This is a genomic window from Sorangium sp. So ce367, from assembly GCF_051520455.1.
GTDB classification, from domain to species: domain Bacteria; phylum Myxococcota_A; class Polyangia; order Polyangiales; family Polyangiaceae; genus Sorangium; species Sorangium cellulosum_B.
On sequence record NZ_CP150334.1, the window covers coordinates 11,530,657 to 11,550,150 of the forward strand.

The window sequence follows — 19,494 nt, forward strand, 5'->3', positions numbered from 1 at the left end:
AATCTAGTGTTATGTGCGCGCGCTTCACCCTCGCCGTTCCGGACTTTGCGACCCTCATCGCGCTGCTCGAGTCCTCCTCTGGCGCGGGCCGGGCAGGTAGCGGCCGGGCTCGGTCGATTGCCGCTGATCCGGAGATAGCGGCAAGGTTTCGGCCTCGTTTCAACATCGCACCTGCGACCGTCCACCCGGTGCTGCGCGCGCGGGACGGCCGGCGCGCGCTGGTGGCTGCGACCTGGGGCTTCGTGGGGCGTTTCGCCAGGGGCGGCGCCGGCCCTTCGCTCCTGGCCAACGCGCGCGCCGAGAGCGCGCGGGCGAAGCCGACGTTCCGCGAGGCGTTCGCGGCGCGCCGCTGTGTGGTGCCGGCGGACGGATTCTACGAGTGGACCGGGCCCAAGGGCGCGCGGCGGCCCACCTGGTTCCACCCCGCGGAGGGCGGGCTGCTCCGACTGGCCGGGCTGTACCAGCCGGCGAAGGACCCCGACACGGGGGAGCCCGACGTCCGCTTCACGATCCTGACCACCGACGCGAACGCCGACGTCGCGCCGATCCACAACCGCATGCCGGTCCTGCTGGGCCCCGGGGACGTGGACCTCTGGCTCGGCCTCGGCGACGGCGCGGACGCGGATCGGGCCGAGGCGCTGCTCCGGCCGGCGCCTCGCGGCGCCCTCGCGGCGCGCGCCGTCTCGCCGCGGGTCAACTCGGTCGCCCACGACGACCCCGCCCTGCTGCAGGAGCTCGCGGCGGAGGCCGCTGCTCCGAAGGCCGCTGCCTCGAAGGCCGGCGGCACGCTTCCGCTGTTCGATCTCGATGGCGGCGCGAGGCCCGCCGTCCCCTCCGGCCGGACCTCGCGCCGCTGATCTGCGGCAACGTACGCTGATGTGCGCGGGCTGCCTTGCGACGCTCAGCGCGCGGAGGCGCTGCTCGCGCGACCGCCCTTGCGGCCTGTGCGGCTGGTCTTCGCCGGTCGGCTCGCCTTGCGCGCGGGCGCGGCTCGCCCGGTCTTCGCGGGCGCCGTGGCCGCTGTCTTCTTCCGTCCGGTCGCGGCGGTGCTGCGCCCCTTCTGCGCGCCCCGCGCCGGCTCGGCGCGCTGCGTCGACGCGCGCTTCGACGCGCGCTTCGCGGGTGGACGCTTGGCCGCCGCCTTGCGCGCCGACGGCTTCGCCGTGCGCGCGCGGCGGCCGGCGGTGGCGGCGGGCATGCTCTTCGCGACGTTCCGAGCGAGGAGCGCCTCCACGTCGCTCTCGCGCACCTGGCCGAAGCGCGCCTCCAGGCGGCTGCCGAGCTCCTCGAGGCGCGCGGCGCCCATGGCGCTCTCGATCTGGGGGAAGAGCTCCTTCTCCTCCTCCTCGACGTGGTGCTGCACGAGCTCCTTCAGCACGCCGAGCCTGGCGTGAAAGGTTTCGTCACCCGGCTCGGTGCTGAGCAATTTCTGCAACATGACGTCGACGAGCGCGTGCTCCTCGTACGAGGTCGGGATCAGGGGGGATGCGCCGAGCGCCTCCCGGCTCTCGGGGTAGAAGAGCTCCTCCTCGATGGCCGAGTGGCTCACGAGGGTCGCCACGAGCTCGTCGCGGAGCGCGCCGATCTCGTCGCTGTCGGCCTGCGACATGCGCTCGAAGAGCTCTTCGACTTCCTGGTGATGCTCCTTCAATAGGTCGGTCGCCTTCATGCGGGGACTCCTCTCACGGAAAGATGAAGCGCCGTCGAGGCGCTTGGCCTGTGCGGCCTGCGGGTTTGCGCGAAGCATGCCAGGCGAAATGGGCGCGTGAAGCGAGCGCACGACGCGCACGCGCGGGCGCGGGCGTACGTCGATCGGCCAACCCGCGCGGGGGCGTCGCGGCGCGCGCGACGCGGGGCGTGCTGCCCCGCAGCGAGGCGTCATGGCACCGCTGGAGCGTGATCGCGCGCGGCCTGCGCGATGTCGCGGACGCCTTCGCCCGCGCAGGGCGCCGGCGCGCCGCCGGGCGCCGTCAGCGGGCTTTCCTCGGCTCGCAGGCGCGGGCGCAGGTCGATCGCGCGGGCCTCAGTTCGCGCCCCATACGTTGAGCACGGCCGCCGTTTCCGCGTCGATCGTGGCCGGCTCCCGTTGCGCCGCGGGCGCGCGCACGGACAGGTCGAACGTCACGGTACGCCGGAAGAGCGACACGGTGGCGAGGGGCATCACCTCGCGACGGTTGAAGGCGCAGGTCGGGTCCACGTCGAGGTCGCAGAGGTAGGGGGGAACGCCGAGTCGACCCGAAAGCACGAGGTTGCCCCAGCGGGTGGAGTAACGATCGCCGAGGGCGGCGATCTGGGGGCCGCGCTCGACGCCCTCGAGGCCGGAGGCGACCGCCGCCAGATCCTTCCCGAGCGGTTTGCGGGCGAACGAGAGGCCGAGGGCGGCGATCGCCGTGCGCGCGACGTCGATGATCTCGGTCGGGGCAGCGACGCGCTGGCCGGCGTACAGATCACCGGGAAAGTGGACATAAAGCGGGAGCGTCAGGACGGGCTCCTGGAGGTCCATGCCCTCGCCGTAGAGCACGGCGTCGGAGCGCCCGCTGGCCAGATCGCCGGTCACGATGAAGAGGGTCTCGTCCCACAGGCCGGCGGCCTTGAGGGTCCCGATGAGGTTGCCGAGGGCGCGGTCCTGGCCGGCGAGGGCGATGGAGAAGAGGTCGCGGATCCGGTCGCGATCCTCGGGGCTGAGCACATCGCGGCGCCGGCCCCTCAGCCTGGCCAGCACCTGGGCGGCGCGGCGCGGCTCGACGGGGCCGGCGTACTCGACGGGCTTGAGGGCGTTCAGCTCCTTCGGGCTGACCTCCCAGGGCGGATGGCCGCCGCGCGCGTGGACGAACGCGAGGAGACGGTTGGACGCGTCCTGGCGGACGGTCTCGCTGATCCAGGTGGCGGCGGCGTCGATCGGGGTGGTGGCCGGCTCGCCGCTCGTCGGGGGGTGCTCGAGGACCCGGGACCAGCCGGGTCCGAAGCCGAACGCCCGGAACGTGGTGGGGACCCCGGTGAAGAACCCGGTGCGGATGCTGCTGTCGCTCGCGATGGCGCCGATGGTGGTGACGCGGGCGGGGAGGCGGGCCCCGGTGTCGGCGACGGTGTGGGCCGGCGGCGGAAGACCGGTGAGCAGCGACGCCGCCACGGCGGACACGACCGTGCTCGGCCCGCGGTGGTGATCGAACGTCGTCGCTGACGTCGCGAGCTCCGAGAGCGTGGCGAGGTGCGGCTCCGGACGACCGCTCCAGGGGGGCAGATCGGGCCGCTCGACCCCGTTCAGGGCGACGATCACGACGGCGCGCGCTGCGGGCACGGACGGCGGCGGCTCCGGCGATCCGGCGAGGACGGGGTCGCCGAAGAGGATGCGTCCTCCGCGGGCCGCGGCGGCGGCGCGGAGCTCGAGGGAGATGAGGGATCCGGCGAAGGGCGCGAGCGGCAGCTCGACGTCGGTCCAGGTCGCCTTGTCGCCGCCCTCGACGTGGACGCGATGGATCACGAGGGGCTCCTGGCCGTCGCGGAGGACGCGGATCTCGGCGTCGCCGTCTCCCGAGCCCAGCGCGCCGATGGAGGTGTGGAGGCGGGTCACCCTGGAGGGGCGAAAGGCGCAGCGGACCGCGCCCGGCGCGCGCAGCGCGATGGACCGGTGGGGGACGCCCGACAGCGCGGCGGCGGGCGCGACGACGTCGCGCAGGGTCGGGGGGCCGTACGTGGCCGGGTCCTCGTCCGGGATGCCCACGCGCACCCAGTCGACGTCGGCGAACGACTCCCCCTCGCGGAGCCGGCCGGAGAACTGGAGCGTGAGGGTGTGCAGGCCGGGGTCGGCGGGGAGCGTGGTGGTCGGGGTCGAGGCGATGCGGATCTGGTCGCGCTGGAGGCGGAGCGTTCCGAGCAGCTGGTCGTCCAGGGAGACGGTGGCGTACTTGGAGGTGAGCCCGACGGCCCGGGCGGACACGAAGATGGGGCTCGCGGACGGCAGGACGAACGTGAGCTTGATCTGCCGCTCCGAGATCCGCGCCCAGGTGGATCCATCGTGCTCGACCGCCTGGATGCCGGTGGGCACGGTCCCTTGCCACGCAAAACGGCCGAGGAGCGAGCCCGCGCCGGTATCGAACAGGAGCCCTCGGTGCTCGAGATCGCAGCTCGGCAGCTCGTCGATGAGGTGCACGACGTCGCGCGCCGGCGGCGGAGGCGTCGCCCGCGGGCTCGCGGACGCTGCGGCCGGGGCGCCGGAAGGCAGATCGCGGGTCGACGTCTCGCACCCGGTGCAACCGGAGAGGAGCGCGGCCGCGGCGGAGGCGAGCGTGAGCGCGAAAGAGGGATGGCGGGTTCGGATCACGCGGGCGCGCACGGGGCGTCCTCTACCACGAGCGGGGCACCCTGCCTGCGGCTGGGCACCCCGGGGCGAGCGCGGGCTTCTCGATTGCCTGGGGGAGCGCTCGTGGCGCGCTCAGCGGCGCCACGGCGGCGCGACGCGGAGCCGGGTGAGGCGGCCGGCCTTGACGACCGCGAAGCGCACGCGCTCCTCGTCCCGGAGCTTCGCCCGGATCTCGTAGGCGCCGTCCTTGGGCGCGAGCGGCAGCTTGACGCTGCCGGTGCCGACCTTCCGCCCGTCCACGAAGAGCGTGTCGCCCGCGCCGGCGATCACCTCCAGCATGCCCTGCCCCTCGGGCACCTTGTGCTCGGCGGCCAGCGGCAGATCCTCGGGGAGCACGGGGTTCGACGTCGTCTCGCCGATCGGCCCGGCGGCAGCCGGGGCCGGCGTGGCGGCGACCGCCGCCGCGACCACGCTCGACGAGCCGGCGGCGGCTGGCACAGCGCCGGGCGGGGCAGCGGTCGCGGGCTCCGCGGCTGGCGGGCTCGGCTGGTCGGAGGTCAGCGAGGCGCCCTGCAGCTCGTGATCGCGCGACAACCGCGCGGCGACCGCGAAGACGAACGCCGCCACCGCGAAGAGGACCCACATCGTCATGCGGTTGTCGCGGGCGGGCGGCTGCGGCGTCGGCACGTAGGCCGACGGCCGGCGCACGCGGCGCGGCGTGGGCGACTCGTCGACGGCGGGCGCCGGGGCGGGGGCCGCGAGCCGCGCGACGGGCGGCGCCGAGGGGACCTTGAGCGCCGCGGGCGCCGGCGCCTCGACGACGGGCGGCGGCGGGAGCGAGCCCAGCGTCATCAGCCGCTCGGGCTTCGGGTACTCCAGCGCGGGCAGCGTGGCCTCCGGCCTGCGGGGCGCGGGCGCCACGCCGGGCACGGCCGGCGTCACGCCCGCCAGCAGAGCGGCGTCCACCTGGGGGCTCCGCGCCGCCCGCACGCTGACCACATCGCCTTGAAGCTCGGCGAGATCGCTCGGAACCCGTGCGTTGACCAGCGCGCCGGACAGCGCCGTCGCCTCCTCGTCCGCGCTCGCGAACGCCGTGTCCTCGTCCTCACCGTCCACGGACAGCACGGGGATAGACATGGCCGAGCCCGGCCCCGACACCGCCGAGCTCGGCGCAGCCGAGCCCCGCGCCGGCATGGCCGATCGCGGCGCCACCGAGCCGGGCACCACCGTGAGCTGATCGTCGGTGAGCTCGACCGAGGCGCGCGACGACGCGGCGGCGGCGTCGCCGGCGAGCTCGGGTGGCAGGGCCGCGACCGGGGCGGCCCGCTCCGGGAGGCGCCGCACGCCGCGGAGCGTCTCCTCCTCGTAGGCCACGGCGGGGGCGAGCAGGTCCTCTCCCTCGCGGCTGATCACCCGGCGCACGCCGCCGCGGGCCGCGACGTCGTTCAGCACGTCCTCGACGAGGCCCGCGGCGAACTCCCCCGAGGTGATGACCGATCGCGGCGACGTCCCCCGGGCGAGCGCTCTCAGGAGCGAGCGCGCCGGCTCGGGCGTCGCGTCGGCGGTCGCGCCCATCCCCTCCAGGTCGAGGACGACGCGCTCGACCTGCATCAACGGCGGCCCGTGGAACAGCCGCTGGGCGGCCCGGGCCGCCGCGATCGCAGGCAGGAGCTGCTCCGCGAGCGTCCCCTCGAACCCGGGGCGCGGCGGCGCCGCGAGCTCGCTCTCCGGCAGAGGCGCCACCACGAAGCGGCCGGAGCCGACGCCGAGGAGCGCCGCGAGCACGGAGGGGCCGCGGTGGAACGTCCCGTCCTGCGCCGTCCGGGTCGCGCCGGCGGGGCGGCCGTCCTTGAGCAGCACCTCGTACAGGAACGCGGCGTCCCGGACCGACACGAGCGCGTCGGGCCGGCGCGCGCACGAGAGCGACAGCAGCGTCCGCGCCGTCATGCCGTCGAGCCGCCCGCGGACCTCGCCGCCCGTCGCGATGCGCTCCGCAACGCGCCGCCTGCCCCGCAGGACCTCGTGCACCCGCTGCACGAAGGCCGCGGCGCTCTCTTCCTTGCGGAGGTAGCCGTCGGCCTGGGCGCCGAGCTCGCGGAGCCGCTGGAGCAGGTCCTCCTTCCAGGAGAGCAGGATGACCGGCACGTCGCGCAGCGCGACGTCGCGCTTGAGCGCACGGCAGAGGGCGAAGCCGTCGAGCCGCGGCATCAGCACGTCGCTCACGACCAGGTCCGGCGTCGTCTGGTACGCGAGGTCGAGCGCCCGCGCGCCGTCGTGCGCCTCGTGCACGTTCGCGCCTGCGGCCCGCAGCACGCCGGCGAGGAACCACGTCACCGCCGGATCGTCGTCCGCCACCACGATGTCGATCGCGTCGAGCGCCGCGTCGCCCGGCGCCGCGCTCGACGCGCTGATCGTGCGCGCCGGCGACTTCGCGCGGATCTCGCTGTGCAGCCGCGAGCGCTCGCCCTCGGGCGCGCTCGGCGCGATCATCCACGGGGCGAGCGGCAGCGCGCCCTCCGGCCCGTTCGGCGAGAACCGCACGCCGCCCTGCGAGCGGATCGTCACGAGATCGCGGATGCGCGCCACCGCGCCCCAGAGCGCCGCGAGGACCTCGGCGCCGTCGCCGAGATCCACGTGCTCCCCGCGGCTCCTCGGCTCGGCGGCGTCGCAGAGGCCGCGGCGGAGCTCCTCGGCGAGGCGCGCCCCGAGCTCGTCGAGGTTGACGGCCCCGAGCGGCCCGCGCGCGGCGCGCGCGGTCTCAGCGCGCACGCAGGCCACCGCTGCCTCCGCGGCGGCGCGCCGGAGCGCGTCCGGCGAAACGGGCTTCGGCAGCGCGCGCGCGGCGCCGAGCGCGACGTAGGGGGCCGCGTCCTCGGGCCGCGTGAAGCGGCCGACGGCGACGACGGGGACCAGGTCGGTCAGCGGATCGGCGGCCAGCGCCTCCGCCAGCCCGCGCGCGCCCGGCATGTCCGCGTCGAGCAGGACCAGATCCGGAGCGAAGGCCCGCGCGAGATCGATCGCCGTCTCCACGTCGTCGGTCCGCTCGACCTCGAACGACGGCCCGGCGTCGGCGATCGCCGAGTCGAGCGCCTCGGCGAGCGGCGCGGCGCCCACGACGAGGACCGTGATCGGCGCGTCGATCGACGCGGCCGGCGCGGCCTCGGGCGCCTCGGCGGGGGGCGCCTGCTCCGCGCCGCGCGTCGAGGACGCGCGCGCTTCCTCTTCCTCCTCGAGCGAGAGCGGCTCGGCGGCGAGCGCGCGGCCGTTGCTCACGCCCGCGATCCACGTCGTGGCCTGGCCCTTGGCCGCACCCGCGCCTTCCGGCCGCGCGCTGGCGCTGCGCGCGTTCGGCTGCTCCGCGGCGGCGCGCGCGCGGGGCGACGCCGACGCCTGCTCGAGCGGCGCGGCGGCGCGCGCGGGCGCCGCCTGCTCGCCCATGGCCGACTGCCCCCAGGCCAGGGCGGGCAGCTCCTCGAGCAGCTTCCGCAGGGCCGCCGCGGCCTCGCCGCCGAGCCGCGCGCCGTTCGCGGCGGCGACCTGCGACTCCCCTTCGGCGAGCCGCTCGGCGACGCGCACGAAGCGCAGGAGGCGCGCCCCCGCGCCGAGCGAGTGCAGGCGCCGCTTCAGCTCCTCGACGAGCCGCGGCGCATCGCCCTCTGCCTCGATCCGCCGGACCATCTCGCGGAGCTCCGCCACGCGGCGACCCAGGTTCGCCACGAACTCGGCGCGCGCTCCGCCCAGCCGCTCTTGCCGAGCCTCGCTCGCTGGATTGCTGCGCGGCCCCGCGTGCTCCACTGCCGTCGATCCTACGCCCATTGGCGGTCCCGTATCACAGGAGGATCGGACACCCGAACTTCTCGGCGATCGCGCCCCCGCGCCCGTGGCCCCCGGCCGCGCGCCGGCGCCTCCGGGTCACCTCACGGCGGCCCCAGCTCGGCGGCGATCTGCTCCCGGACCCATGCGCCGGCGGCGCGCGTGCCGAGCGTGCCGCCCACATCGACCGTGCACATCCCCTCGTCGAGCGCCTGGGAGACCCAGCGCTCGATGCGGCGCTCTTCCTCGGGCCACCCGAGGTGAGCGAGCAGCAGCCCCGCGGTGAGCATCGCCGCGAACGGGTTCGCGATGTCCTTGCCGGCGAGCGGCGGCGCCGACCCGTGCACCGGCTCGAACAGCGCGACCCGCGCCGGATCGGACGCGTGCACGTTCGCGCTCGCCGCCATGCCGAGCCCCCCCTGCAGCGCCGCGCCGAGATCGGTCACGATGTCGCCGAACAGGTTGTTCGTCACGATCACCTGGAATTGCGCGGGATCCTGGATGACGTACAGGCAGAGGGCGTCCACGTAGACGTGGTTCGACTGGATCTCCGGATACTGGGCGCGCACCTCGTGGAAGACGCGCAGCCAGAGCTCGTGCGCGTGCCGCATCGCGTTCGACTTGTCCGCCATCGTGACCCGCGTCCGGCCGTTCGCGCGCGCGTAGTCGAACGCCGCGCGGATGATCCGCTCGACGCCCTTCCTCGTATTTACGTCCTCATTGATCGCGACCTCGTCGGGGGTGCCGCGTTTAAACTGCCCGCCCATCCCGACGTAGATCCCCTCGGTGTTCTCGCGGAACACCACGAAGTCGATGTCCTTCGCCGTGCGGCCTTTGAGCGGCACCAGCCGGTCCGACAGCGCGCGGACGGGCCTCACATTGGCGTAGAGGTCGTAGCCGAAGCGCATGCCGAAGAGGATGTCGCGCGCGTGCTCCAGGTTGGGTACACGGGGATCACCCAGGGCGCCGAGCAGCACCGCCGAGCACTCGCGCTGGATGGCGATCTGGATCTGGTTCGGGAAGGTCGTCCCGTCGCGCAGGTACCGGTCGGCGCCGAGATCGAGCTCCCAGAGGTCGATCGGCAGCCCTGCTCGCTCCTGATAGAGCTCGAGCAGGAGCTTCGCCTCGGCGATGACGGACGGGCCGATGCCGTCACCGCCGATGATCGCGATTTTCTTCTTCTTTTTGGCTGTCACGAGGTCGCGCTCCCGGTCAGGCGAGCGCGCGTTCGACCGGCACGTACTCCAGCCGGTGGGCCGCCGCGACGGGGCCGTACGTCACGTGGCCGCCGTGGGTGTTGATGCCGAGGGCGACGGACCTGTCGGCCTTGGCCGCGGCGACGATGCCCTGGTTGGCGATCGCCACCGCGTAGCCGATCGTCGTGTTCGTGAGCGCCCAGGTGCTCGTGTGCGAGACCGCGCCCGGCATGTTGGTGACGCAGTAGTGGACGACCCCGTGCACCTCGTAGGTCGGGTTGTCGTGGGTCGTCGGGCGGCACGTCGCGATGCACCCGCCCTGATCCACGGCGACGTCGACGACGACCGTCCCTCTCTCCATGCGGCGGATGTGCTCCTCGGTCACGAGCTGGGGCGCCTTGGCGCCGGGCACGAGCACCGCGCCGACCACGAGATCGGCGCGCTCGCACATCATCTCGATGTTCTCCGCGTTGGAGTAGAGCGTCTCGATCGCGCCCCCGAACACGTCTTCGAGGTAGCTCATCGTCTCGGCGCGGACGTCGAGCACGGTGACCTGCGCCCCCATCCCGACCGCGATGGTCGCAGCGTTCCGGCCGACCACGCCGCCGCCGAGGATCGCCACGCGGCCGCGCCGCGTCCCCGGCACGCCGCCGAGGAGCACGCCCTTGCCGCCCCGCTCTTTCTCCAGGCACGAGGCGCCGACCTGAACGGCCATCCTGCCAGCCACCTCGCTCATGGGCCGCAGCAGCGGCAGCGAGCCGTCCTCGTGCTGGATGGTCTCGTACGCGACGCCGGTCACGCCTCGCCTGGCGAGCTCCCGGGTGAGATCCGGCTCGGCGGCCAGGTGCAGGTAGGTATAGAGGACGAGACCCTGGCGAAAGTGGCCGTACTCGGCGGGGAGCGGCTCCTTCACCTTCACGACCATGTCGGCGCTCCACGCTTCCGCTGCCGATCTCGCGATGAGGGCGCCCGCGCGTCCGTAGGCTTCGTCCGAGATCCCGCTGCCTTCGCCGGCGCCGGACTCCACGAGGACCTTGTGCCCGTGCCCGACCAGGGCCCGGACTCCCGCGGGCGTCATGCCGACGCGGTACTCACGTGTCTTGATCTCCTTGGGGACTCCGATAAGCACGATCGCGCTCCTCTCCTCGCCGAACTGCTGAAGCGAGGCGTGTGCGACGATAGCAGAAACCTGCCCTCGCAACGCCGCGAGCCACCGAGTCAAACGCCGGTTTCCGAGGCGAGAAACCCGGAAGATCCGTTCTGAAGCTACGTTTTCGTCGGCCGGTCACACGCCCGCGGCGGCCTCGAGCGCGGCGCGGACAAGCAGCGTGATCTGTCCTGGCGAGGCGAGATCGAGCGGCCCCATCATGGCCTCTGCGTCGAGCAGCAGGAGCTCCAGGGCCTCGCAGTGCGCCGCCAGCGCGTCCTCACCGCCGTCGCCGAGCCGGACGACCGCGGCCGCGCCGTGCAGGGCGAGCGGCCAGGCTGGCGCGAAGCTCTCCTCGATGGGGAGGCCGACCAGCGCGAGCTCGACGCCGTCGCCGAGCCGGATCACGCCGAGCGGCCTCGGGATCGCCGCCTGCGGCGGAGGCTCGGCGGGGACGACGGCGTCTCCGATGCGGCGCACCGCATGAGAGAGCGTCGCCATGCGGCGCGTGCTCGCGGCGATGACGAGGTGGGGCGGCGGGGCGAAGCCGGGCCGGGCCAGGCGGGTCACCAGGGACCGGAGGACCGGAAGGTGCTCCGACGGTGCGAACGGCGTCGTGAGATCGGCGAGCGAGATGCGGCGGATCTTCCCGGAGGCCGTGAGCTCCATCAGGACCTCGAGGATCAGGAGATCCGGCCCGCTGATCTCGTCGAGCAGCTCGTCGAGGTTGTGCGGCATCTGGAGCAGCGCCGCGAGCTTCTCGGCCACGGCCGCGCGCTCCGCCGGCTCCCCGAGGGGCGCCGGCGGTGACGTGGTCGGGGTGCGCAGCGCCTCGAGCCTGAACGCGGCCGGCTCCGCAGCGCGGAGCGTGGGCGGCGGCGGCATCGACCCGCCGCGGTTGCCCTTCACGTCGCTGGCCGGCGTCGACGAGGCGGTGAAGTCGGGCAGCGAGGCCATGGCGCTCGCCAGGGGCGCGGCGCTCGCTCGGTCCGATGCGGCGCTGTCGCCGAAGGTCGCGTCGACGCTGAACGTCTCGTGGTCCGGGAGCGAGGACAGGTCGAGATCGTCGCTGGCGGGCTCGGTCACCAGGAAGGCCTCACCGGCCGGCGCGAGCTCGGAGCGCCGGCGCTGGACCTCGTCGACCTGGCGGAGCGCTTCCATCAGGAGACGCGAGGTCGGCGCCATGATGCGGCGCACGCTCGCCGGTTCGCCGGGTGAGAACGCGAAGTGTCCGTCCCGCTCGCCGAGCAGCCGGTAAAGCGCCTTCTCCCCTTCGAGGCGGCGGTAGACGGCATCGATCACCTCCCCTGCCAGGAGCCGCAGCTCCCCTGCCCCGGTCGGCGTCGTGATGCCGAGGGTGCCGCTCCGGCGGTTCATCGCGAGCAGCTGGAGCAGGTCGACGAGCGGGACCTGCTGGAGGTCGCCGCGGATCTCCTGCGGCACCGTCGGCTTGGAGCCGCGGGGCGACGCCTCGGTGATCCGCGAGACGATGTGATCGACGTCGCCCCGCAGGACCTCGTCGAAGCCCAGATCGCCCTCGGCGCCGTCGACGAGGAAGAGGATCGGGGTATCGGCGAGGTCGGGGACGGCGGCGAACGCGTCCGCGAGCGCGTTGTCCTCGTCGAGCGCCCTGGCGGCGAGCACGACGTCGGGCCGGCGCTTGAACGCCTGCTCCACGGCTTCGAACGCGCCGTTCGCGTTGGTCACGGTGAGACCACGCGCCCTGAGCGCCGACGCGAGCGCGCCGAGCGCGTCCACGTCCGAATCAACCAACAGCACCCTGCGAGACACTGGATCGGCGCCCTCCGAGTCAGCCGAAGACCCGCAGCCCGGCCGCGCGGCCGAGCCGCTCGGCGAGGAAGTCCGCGAGCAGCGGATCGGCGGCGTGGATACCCTTCACAAACCCCCCCTGATTGCGCCCTACCAGGGCATACGCGCCGTGCTCCGCGAGGACACAGAGCGCCTCGATGTCGTCGCACCCTGGCGAGGAGCGGAGGTCGACGGTGTGCACAACCACGTCGTCGCGCGGCGAGGCCAGCTGCGCCTTGACCTGCGCTCCCAGGCTCAGCCCGTCGTGGTGAGCGACCAGCAGGAACACGGCGCCTCCGCGGAGCGCGTTCCTGACGACCGACGTCGCGAGCAGGATCGTATCGGACACCGACAGATCGAGCGCGCGGGGCGCCGAGATCGCGGAAGCTCCGCCGGGCGCGGGGGGCTCCCGGACGAGGAGGCTGACGATCTCGCCGATGCTCCGCCGGTCCTGAGGGACGCGGTGGACGATCGAGGACTTGGTGGCGTCGGCGCGCCGCCGGGCGATGCGGAGCAGCTGAGCGAGGCTCTGGCCGTCATGGGGGAAGGTGGCGACCCCGACGAGCAGGCCCTTCGGCAGGTACCCGGCCCGCTTCTCGCTCTCGGCGACGTGGGAGAGCATCCGTCGATGGCAGGCGTGGGCCTCCAGCGCGGCCGTCTCGGGCATGAGCAGGTGGAACTCGTTCTCGTCGACGCGGGCCAGGATGTCGGTGTCGCGCACGGCGCGGAGCAGGTGCTCGACGACCTGACCGGGGTTGTGCGTATTCGCCGGGGGCGCCGGCGTGGTCCTCCAGAAGGCGAGATCGCCTGGGCGCTCCGGTGCGGCCGCTGCATCCGGCTCGATCACGATGGTCGCGATCGTGAACCGGCGGCCGTGCCGCCTGGCCTTGTCGATCTCCCGGCCGGCGACGTCGACGTAGTAGGCGAACGAGTAGGCGCTCGACGCCGGATCCTTCATCGCGGCGCCGCCCGCCGAGCGTTCGCGTTCGCCGAGGAGGGCGAGCGCCGTCGTCGCCTGCGTGGCGAGCAGCTTGACGAGGCCGTCGAGGAGCGGGGCGCGCCGCGGGGTCGAGGCCGCGCTGTCCGGGCGCCTCACCGACGGGAACGCGGAGCTGCGGCCGGGCTCCTTCTGGAGAAGGAGATGCCCTGCGGCGAGCTTGCGGAGCGCCAGCGGGACGACGATGAGCTGCTCGCGCCGGGCGAAATCGAGGATGTCGGTCTCGGTCCCGTAGGCGGGCGCCCGGTCGAGCGGCCCCATCGCCGCGGAGCGGACCAGCTCGCTGGAGCGCTCTCCGGCGGCCAGGTAGACGGCGGCTGCCGCCGCGCCCGTCGCCTCGACGAACACCTCGGCGAGCTGCTGAGCCGCCGCGTTGCGGTCGCGCGCATCGGCGAGCTCGGCCACGCGGGCGATCCACCCGGCAGCGCGCGCGCTGCGCGCGGCTTCCTGCTCGAGCTGCATCCGGAGAGCCCGCTCGGCGAAGCGCAGGCGCACCGAGCCGACGGCGTTCAGCACCTCGTCCCCTCCGAGCGGCAGCAGGAAGAGCCCGGCGCCGCCGAGCGCGACCGCATGGGCGCCCGCCTCGAGCTCCGCCCTCGTCGCCAGCGCGAAGACGGTGGCCTCGGACGCGAGGGCCTTCAGGTGGTGGACCATGGCGAGGCCGGCCCCCTCCCCGAGCCCGACATCGATGAAGGCGACGTCGGGCGCGGCGGTCTCGGCGAGGACGATCCCCTCGGCGAGATCGCCGGCGAGCATCAGCTCATCGGACGTGATGACCCGCGAGAACAGCGTGCGGGTCGCCTCGTCGGCGATGACGGCGAGCACCTTGAGCGAGAACTCGTGGGCCGGCGCCCGGCCAGGACCCCAGACCCCCTCGAGTGAGGCGGTCACGCGATCACCACCTCGCCCGAGAACGCCCGGCGCGCCGGGCCTTGCATGAGCAGCTCCAGGGATCCGGGGGCGACGGTGATGCGCAGCGAGCCGCCCGGCAGCGCCACGCGGAGAGGCGCCCCGTACGGCGCGCGGCCCTGCGCGCACGCCGCGGCCGCCACGGCGCAGGCGCCCGTGCCGCACGCCAGCGTGCGGCCCACCCCGCGCTCCCAGACGGTCACGTCGATGCGCGCGGCCTCGCCGTGGTCGGCCGGTCGAACGCGGCAGAACTCGACGTTGACGCCCTCGACCGGCGTTGTCGCGACGATCGGCCCGAGCTCATCGATCGCATCCTCCGTGTAGGGATCGAACGTCACCGCGTGCGGGTTGCCGACGTCCACGCAGGCGAACCGGTGCTCCGCGCCGAGCGCTGTGACGACGAGCGTCTCGCCCATGCGGGCCCGGCCCATGCCGACGAGCACGTCGAAGCGATCGCCCGCCCGTGTGACCTCGCACCGCTTGTCGCCGGCGTCGGTCGCGATGGTGAGCGCCTTCTGGGGGGTCCCGCGGGAGACGAGGTAGGCCGCGACGCAGCGGATCCCGTTGCCGCACATCTCGGGGCGGCTCCCGTCGGCGTTCCAGACCTGCATGCGCGGCTGCTCGCGCTCGATCACGAGCACGCCGTCGGCGCCGATGCCGAACCGCCTGTCGCAGAGGCGCCGCGCCGCCTCGGCGGTCATCGGGACCGCCTCGACCAGGATGAAGTCGTTGCCAAGACCTTCCCACTTCTCGAACCGGACGACGTTTTCCTTCATCGCTTCGCCCCGGCGAGCCGCTTTCGCGCCTCGGCTTCCTTGAGCCCGCGGACGGCGACGACCTTGCTCCTGCCGCTCGCGCCGAGGGCGATCTGGACATCGCTCTGGCGCACGTCGAGCGCGCGCGAGAGCAGCTTGACGAGCTCCGCGTTGGCGGCGCCCTCCACGGGCGGCGCGGTCAACGACACGTCGAGCGCGCCCTCGCGCACCCCGACGATGGCCGAGCGCGACGACTTCGGGCGCACCTGGACCGAGATGCGGACGCCTTCGGCGCGCTCGGTGATCGCGAGGCGACTCCACTCGCCGACGGCGCCGCTCTCCTCGGGTTTGCTCATCTGGCCGGCGGCATCGTAGCGTATCTGGAGCTCACGCGTGGTTCCCGCGACGCGCGGTGACGTCGCTCTTCGGACGGCGACGGCCATCGCGAATTTGCCGGTCGGCGGCCTGACCCGCTACTCTTTTCGCCCCGGCCGTGGGTCGGCTCGCGCAGTACGATCCGGCAGGTCGACTTGCATCAGCGGCGCTCGTTGTTCGCTGCTGATGTTCATTTCCGCGGTGGAGGCGTTGGACATGACTGATGAAGGAGAAGGGTCCGTGAACGCAACGCCCGGCCTCGCGAGGAGGTTGTGCGCGCTCGCGCTGCTCGCGACGTCGGGTGGCCTGCTCGGGTCTGCATGCGCCGACAACGAGAGCAGCCTGTTCATCCGCATGCGGATGGCAGAGACGGGGGACTGCACGGTGAGCTGCGGTCCCAGTGAACCGTTCTGGACCGAGGACGCGGTGGACTCGGCCTATGTGGGTAGCCACAGCGCGATGCTCCTGGTGGGCAACCAGATCGTGGAGCGCGGCGACCCCGACGTCCTCCGGACGGAGACGTCCCGCGTCCAGCTCTACGAGGCCGAGGTCCGTGTCGCCGACATCGAGGGCAACGACGTGACGCCGGGCTACGTCGTTCCGATCACCGGCACGGTCGACCCGGGCTCGTCCGGCGACCCCGGCTACAACTGCAGCGAGGTCCTCCTGATCGACGGCGCCACGATGGACACCTTGCGCGGGCAGGCCGCGCAGCAACGGCGCGATATCCAGGTGTGGGCGACGGTGGTGTTGCGCGGCAGGACGCTGGGCGGCCAGGAGGTCGAGACCACGGAGTGGACCTACCCCATCAGGGTCTGCTTCGCCTGCAGCCGGTGCGTCGACACGTCTCCGCCGGACTGCTGCTACAGCTCCGCGAACGAGGAGTGCGAGGACGCCAAGGAGCTCGAGGGCGCCTGCCCTGGCGCCCGGGGCCCTCAGGACTGTCGTGACCTCGGTCAGCCCTGCGCCGATCACATCGCAAGCTTCGGCCTGTAGAGCGCTTCCCGCAGGCCCCGGCCCGAGCCGCCGTCACCGCGCCGGTCTGGCGCGGGGCACCGGGGCTGCTTCGGGCGACGGCCCTTTCGCAGCCTCGAAGAGGTAGACGAACGGAAGGGCGAGCAGCGCGAGATCGAGCTGCGCCGCGAGGACGACCGCGGTCTCCTTCGAGCCGCCGAGCCCGAACCGCCCCTGGGCGAGCAGCCCGGTGCTCATCCCGTAGCGCGAGTGGAAGTTGTAGCTGCGTCCGCCCCAGAAGATGGCGGCGGCGATCCCTGGCTCCACGCCGCGGGCGTCGTCGCTCCACCGGCCGTAGGCGCCGGTGGAGAGGACCAGTGGGAACGAGTCGTGGATGGGCGCGAGCACGGAGACGCCCGCGCCGGTCTGGATCTCGTCGAACGCGTGGGTGAGCACCTCGGCGTAGGGACCGACGCCGAAGTCGTCGTTGGCAGCGCGGCCGAACAGGACATCCCCCCGCAGCCCGAGGTGGAAGACCGTGGAGTCCCACAGCTGCCGGTCGAGGCCGACGCCGGCAAGGCCAACGGTGACGCCGGCGCTCGCCTGGGGCTCGGCACGGGCTGCGCCGTGGAGGAGAACGGCTCCGAGGAGCGTGGCAACCAAGGCAGCTGGGCGGCCCGCGGTGGCCATGATGGAGCGATGCTACAGGGCGCTGGCGGGGAGCGCGCCTGAATTCGGCTGCACGGAGCCCCGCGCTGCGTGAGGCTCTCCGGAGTTCGTCTTCGGTGCGTCGCGTCCGTCGCCGGTGAGTCCCTCCGTTCGCACCGCGCAGCCCGCCCTGCGCGCCTGCTAGCGTTCATGGTAGCGTCCGGGGGCAATGGCGCGACGCACAGTGCAGCTACGGGTAGGAGGTCAGACCTACCGCGTGGTGACGTCCGCGAGCGACGAGGAGCTCCAGCGGCTCGCCGCGGTCGTCGATCAGAAGCTCGCTACCGTTGTGCCCGCCGGCCGCGCCGTGACGCCCCAGGCCATGTTGCTCGCCGCCATCGCGCTCGCGCACGATCTCGAGCAGGAGCGGACCCGGGCGTCGGTCATCGCGGGGCGCGCGCGGGACGCATTTGGCCGTATTCTGCAGCGGGTCGACGCGGTCCTCGGCGCCGCTCCCGAGTCGCCCTCGTCCAGCGGAGCGAACGACAGCACGCGCTGAGCTGGAGTGCCCGTACCTGGCGGGGTCCCGCTGAGCGGCCCTGCCGCTGACTGGAGATGGCATGCCTGCACCCATGGATGAAGCTTTCCAGGCCCTCGACCCCACGCCTGGAGGCGTGAACGCCCTTCGCCATCTTCAGGACGAGCTCTCCGAGATGGAGCGCGCCGGCTTGCTGCGCACGCCTCCTGATGCCCCGGCTTCCGACCGGCTGCTGGTCCTGTGCTCCAACGACTACCTCGGCTACGCCGGGCTCGCCTTGCCTTCCGAGGTCGGGACCGCGAGCGGTGCGGGGGCGTCCCGGCTGGTGAGCGGGACCCACGAGGCCCACCTGCTGGCCGAGAGGGAGATCGCCGCATGGCTGAGCGTGGAAGCGACGCTGCTGTTCTCCTCAGGGTATGCGGCGAACGTCGGCACCGTCGCTGCGCTGGCCAGGCCGGGGGATGTCGTCGTGTCGGACGCGCTGAACCACGCGTCGCTCATCGACGGATGTCGTCTCTCGGGGGCGACGGTCGAGGTGGTAGGCCATGTCGACCTGGAAGCGGTGGAGAGCGCCCTCGTGCGGGCCAGGGGCGCGCGCCGCCGGTGGGTGGTGACCGAATCGCTCTTCAGCATGGATGGCGACACCCCCGACCTCCGCCGCCTCCGTGAGCTCTGCGATCGTCACGATGCCGCGTTGATCGTGGACGAGGCGCACGCCCTCGGTGTCTTCGGACCGCGCGGAGCTGGCCTCTGTGCCGAGGCCGGGGTGCGCCCCGACGTGCTCATCGGCACGCTCGGCAAGTCGCTCGGGCTCCACGGCGCCTTCGTCGCGGGCTCCTCGACGTTGCGAACCTACCTGTGGAACCGCGCCAGGAGCTTCGTTTACTCGACCGGCATCAGTCCCATGGTGGCGCTCGCTGCGGTGGAGCGGGTCCACCGCGCCGCCGCGGACGACCCGGCTCGGGCGCGCCTGGCGATGATCACCCGCCGGCTTCGCTCCGGTCTGCTGGCGCTGGGAGCCGAGCTGCTTGCTGATTCCTCGGGCCCGATCCTCCCCTGGCTTCTGAAGTCGCCGGGGGCCGCGGTGGAGATGTCTCGGCGCCTCGCGAGCGAGGGCGTCCTTGTCCAGGCGATCCGGCCGCCGACGGTGCCGGCGGGCACGTCGCGGCTCCGCATCGTGGCGAACGCGTCGCTCTCCGAGTCGGACGTGGAGCGTGCGCTCGCAGGGTTCCGGGAGGCGATGCGATGAGGGGACATCCTGTTTCACGTGAAACAGGACGGATCCGGGTCGCCGTGGTCGGAACCGGGACCGGGGTGGGCAAGACGCACGTGTCGGTCGCGCTGGTCTCAGCGCTGGCAGCTCGCGGCGACAAGGTCTGCGGATTGAAGCCCATCGAATCGGGCATCGACGGCACCTCGACGACCGACGCCGCGCAGCTGGCGCTCGTTAGCTCGGTCCAGCCCGAGCCAGCACCCTACCGCTTCGCTGAACCGATCTCCCCTCATCTGGCAGCGCGCCGTTGCGGGCGCGCCATCTCGCTGGACGTCGCCACCGCGTGGGTCGACAGGCAGTCCGCTCCCCTCGCGATCGTGGAGAGCGCCGGCGCGCTCCTCTCACCGCTCGGACCGGAACTGACGAACGCAGACCTCGTGCGCGCACTCTCGCCCGATGCCGTCGTCTTGGTCGGCCTCGATCGGCTGGGCATCCTTCACGAGGTCGCTTGCTGCATGCTCGCCCTCCGTGCGCTCGCCCCTGGTCTTCCGCCAGCCGTGATCGTGTTGAACCCGCCGACAGTGCCCGATGCATCCACCGGCACGAACGCGGAGGAGCTCGCCGCGCTCGGCATTGCGTCCGGCGCCGTCGTGATGCCACGCGCCGCTCCAACAGTGCCGGCATCGCTCGCCGCGGCGCAGGTCGCCCTGGCGCGTCTCGCGCTGTCGTAGCGAGACATCGTCACGTGCAAGGGGGGATGAGCAGCCCCGAGGTCGTGAGCAATCAAGCCGAGCTACCGGACCCGCGTACCCGGTTCTGAGCTCCGGTCCGAGGCCCCAC

15 protein-coding genes are annotated in these 19,494 nt (G+C 73.4%); 5 read left to right on the forward strand and 10 right to left on the reverse strand.

Going from position 1 to position 19,494, the window contains the following annotated elements:
- Positions 1 to 11 precede the first annotated feature (11 nt).
- Positions 12 to 857 carry an SOS response-associated peptidase gene (locus tag WME97_RS43780; protein WP_437546838.1) on the forward strand — a complete coding sequence of 282 codons (846 nt, stop codon included), beginning with the start codon at positions 12 to 14 and terminating at the stop codon, positions 855 to 857.
- A 44-nt stretch (positions 858 to 901) separates the two neighbouring features.
- On the opposite strand, the gene WME97_RS43785 is transcribed toward WME97_RS43780, so the two are convergent.
- The 9 genes from WME97_RS43785 to WME97_RS43825 form a co-directional block, all read right to left on the reverse strand.
- Positions 902 to 1,669, reverse strand: coding sequence for a hemerythrin domain-containing protein (locus tag WME97_RS43785; protein ID WP_437546840.1), 768 nt, complete (start codon positions 1,667 to 1,669; stop codon positions 902 to 904).
- 354 nt (positions 1,670 to 2,023) lie between these two features.
- Positions 2,024 to 4,333 (reverse strand): sulfatase-like hydrolase/transferase, encoded by a 2,310-nt coding sequence (locus WME97_RS43790; RefSeq protein WP_437546842.1) that lies wholly within the window; start codon positions 4,331 to 4,333, stop codon positions 2,024 to 2,026.
- Positions 4,334 to 4,432: 99 nt separating this feature from the next.
- The gene (locus WME97_RS43795) at positions 4,433 to 8,116 is read right to left on the reverse strand and encodes a response regulator (protein ID WP_437546844.1); all 3,684 of its coding nucleotides are present in this window, start codon (positions 8,114 to 8,116) and stop codon (positions 4,433 to 4,435) included.
- A gap of 101 nt (positions 8,117 to 8,217) precedes the next feature.
- The gene (locus WME97_RS43800) at positions 8,218 to 9,309 is read right to left on the reverse strand and encodes an isocitrate/isopropylmalate dehydrogenase family protein (RefSeq protein ID WP_437546846.1); all 1,092 of its coding nucleotides are present in this window, start codon (positions 9,307 to 9,309) and stop codon (positions 8,218 to 8,220) included.
- A gap of 16 nt (positions 9,310 to 9,325) precedes the next feature.
- On the reverse strand, positions 9,326 to 10,438 hold the full coding sequence (ald, locus tag WME97_RS43805) for an alanine dehydrogenase (protein ID WP_437546848.1): 1,113 nt from the start codon (positions 10,436 to 10,438) through the stop codon (positions 9,326 to 9,328).
- Between the two features lie 156 nt (positions 10,439 to 10,594).
- A complete protein-coding gene (locus WME97_RS43810; RefSeq protein ID WP_437546850.1) occupies positions 10,595 to 12,235 on the reverse strand; it encodes a DUF4388 domain-containing protein in 1,641 nt (546 codons plus the stop codon).
- Positions 12,236 to 12,266: 31 nt separating this feature from the next.
- A complete protein-coding gene (locus tag WME97_RS43815) occupies positions 12,267 to 14,153 on the reverse strand; it encodes a diguanylate cyclase domain-containing protein (protein WP_437546852.1) in 1,887 nt (628 codons plus the stop codon).
- Positions 14,150 to 14,947 carry a diaminopimelate epimerase gene (dapF, locus tag WME97_RS43820; RefSeq protein WP_437546854.1) on the reverse strand — a complete coding sequence of 266 codons (798 nt, stop codon included), beginning with the start codon at positions 14,945 to 14,947 and terminating at the stop codon, positions 14,150 to 14,152. The genes WME97_RS43815 and dapF overlap by 4 nt, the downstream gene beginning before the upstream one ends.
- Complete coding sequence (locus WME97_RS43825) at positions 14,944 to 15,282, reverse strand: DUF167 domain-containing protein (protein ID WP_437546856.1); 339 nt, start codon at positions 15,280 to 15,282, stop codon at positions 14,944 to 14,946. Before WME97_RS43825 ends, dapF begins: the two co-directional genes overlap by 4 nt.
- A gap of 259 nt (positions 15,283 to 15,541) precedes the next feature.
- Here WME97_RS43825 and WME97_RS43830 point away from each other — a divergent pair, with 259 nt between their 5' ends.
- Positions 15,542 to 16,297, forward strand: a complete 756-nt coding sequence (locus WME97_RS43830; protein WP_437546858.1) for a hypothetical protein — start codon at positions 15,542 to 15,544, stop codon at positions 16,295 to 16,297.
- A gap of 33 nt (positions 16,298 to 16,330) precedes the next feature.
- Here the strand turns inward: WME97_RS43830 and WME97_RS43835 are convergent, their stop codons facing one another.
- Positions 16,331 to 16,945 (reverse strand): hypothetical protein, encoded by a 615-nt coding sequence (locus WME97_RS43835; RefSeq protein WP_437546861.1) that lies wholly within the window; start codon positions 16,943 to 16,945, stop codon positions 16,331 to 16,333.
- A gap of 187 nt (positions 16,946 to 17,132) precedes the next feature.
- Here WME97_RS43835 and zapA point away from each other — a divergent pair, with 187 nt between their 5' ends.
- The 3 genes from zapA to bioD all read left to right on the forward strand — a co-directional run bounded on the left by zapA (position 17,133) and on the right by bioD (position 19,385).
- Positions 17,133 to 17,462 (forward strand): cell division protein ZapA, encoded by a 330-nt coding sequence (gene zapA / locus WME97_RS43840; protein WP_437546863.1) that lies wholly within the window; start codon positions 17,133 to 17,135, stop codon positions 17,460 to 17,462.
- Positions 17,463 to 17,535: 73 nt separating this feature from the next.
- Positions 17,536 to 18,690 carry an aminotransferase class I/II-fold pyridoxal phosphate-dependent enzyme gene (locus WME97_RS43845; RefSeq protein ID WP_437546865.1) on the forward strand — a complete coding sequence of 385 codons (1,155 nt, stop codon included), beginning with the start codon at positions 17,536 to 17,538 and terminating at the stop codon, positions 18,688 to 18,690.
- Positions 18,687 to 19,385, forward strand: coding sequence for a dethiobiotin synthase (bioD, locus tag WME97_RS43850; RefSeq protein ID WP_437546867.1), 699 nt, complete (start codon positions 18,687 to 18,689; stop codon positions 19,383 to 19,385). Before WME97_RS43845 ends, bioD begins: the two co-directional genes overlap by 4 nt.
- The last annotated feature ends 109 nt before the right edge of the window (positions 19,386 to 19,494 follow it).

What these genes read in the sequence shown, in the direction of transcription:
- WME97_RS43780 (WP_437546838.1), top strand. Translation starts at nt 12, where the DNA reads ATGTGCGCGCGCTTCACCCTCGCCGTTCCGGACTTTGCGACCCTCATC.
- WME97_RS43785 (WP_437546840.1), bottom strand. Translation starts at nt 1,669, where the DNA reads ATGAAGGCGACCGACCTATTGAAGGAGCATCACCAGGAAGTCGAAGAG.
- WME97_RS43795 (WP_437546844.1), bottom strand. Translation starts at nt 8,116, where the DNA reads ATGGGCGTAGGATCGACGGCAGTGGAGCACGCGGGGCCGCGCAGCAAT.
- dapF (WP_437546854.1), bottom strand. Translation starts at nt 14,947, where the DNA reads ATGAAGGAAAACGTCGTCCGGTTCGAGAAGTGGGAAGGTCTTGGCAAC.
- WME97_RS43825 (WP_437546856.1), bottom strand. Translation starts at nt 15,282, where the DNA reads ATGAGCAAACCCGAGGAGAGCGGCGCCGTCGGCGAGTGGAGTCGCCTC.
- WME97_RS43835 (WP_437546861.1), bottom strand. Translation starts at nt 16,945, where the DNA reads ATGGCCACCGCGGGCCGCCCAGCTGCCTTGGTTGCCACGCTCCTCGGA.
- zapA (WP_437546863.1), top strand. Translation starts at nt 17,133, where the DNA reads ATGGCGCGACGCACAGTGCAGCTACGGGTAGGAGGTCAGACCTACCGC.
- WME97_RS43845 (WP_437546865.1), top strand. Translation starts at nt 17,536, where the DNA reads ATGGATGAAGCTTTCCAGGCCCTCGACCCCACGCCTGGAGGCGTGAAC.
- bioD (WP_437546867.1), top strand. Translation starts at nt 18,687, where the DNA reads ATGAGGGGACATCCTGTTTCACGTGAAACAGGACGGATCCGGGTCGCC.